Source organism: Methylobacterium sp. A54F, assembly GCF_053346035.1.
In genome coordinates this window covers 1-298 of record NZ_JBKFBF010000162.1, presented here as the reverse complement: position 1 = coordinate 298, position 298 = coordinate 1, and the positions used below count along the sequence as shown (strand labels likewise).

At 72.5% G+C, this 298-nt stretch carries 1 pseudogene; it reads right to left on the bottom strand.

The annotated features are described in order from the left end of the window. A pseudogene (locus tag ACLBXP_RS25790) lies at window positions 1–298 on the bottom strand (lipoprotein-releasing system transmembrane subunit LolC); the annotation flags it as partial.

Below are 298 nucleotides of genomic sequence, written 5' to 3'. Positions count from 1 at the left end.
CCCGATCACCACGCCCGAGCCGTCGTCGAAGCCGGCGGGCGTGCCGCCGCGGATGTTCTTCGCGATCGCCGCGATGCCGTCGAGGTCCTCCGCGCGCACGCCGCGCACCAGCACGCCGCTGCCGCCGTAGGGGGAGGAGGCGAAGGCCTGCCCCTCGACGAGGGGGATCGCGGCCGGCACGCCCCCGACCTGCGAGAGGCGCTCGGAGAGGTCGGCGTAGTCGGTGAACAGCTTGTCGATCGGGGTCACGAAGACGTGCCCGTTGATGCCGACGATCTTGGACAGGAGCTCCGTGCGG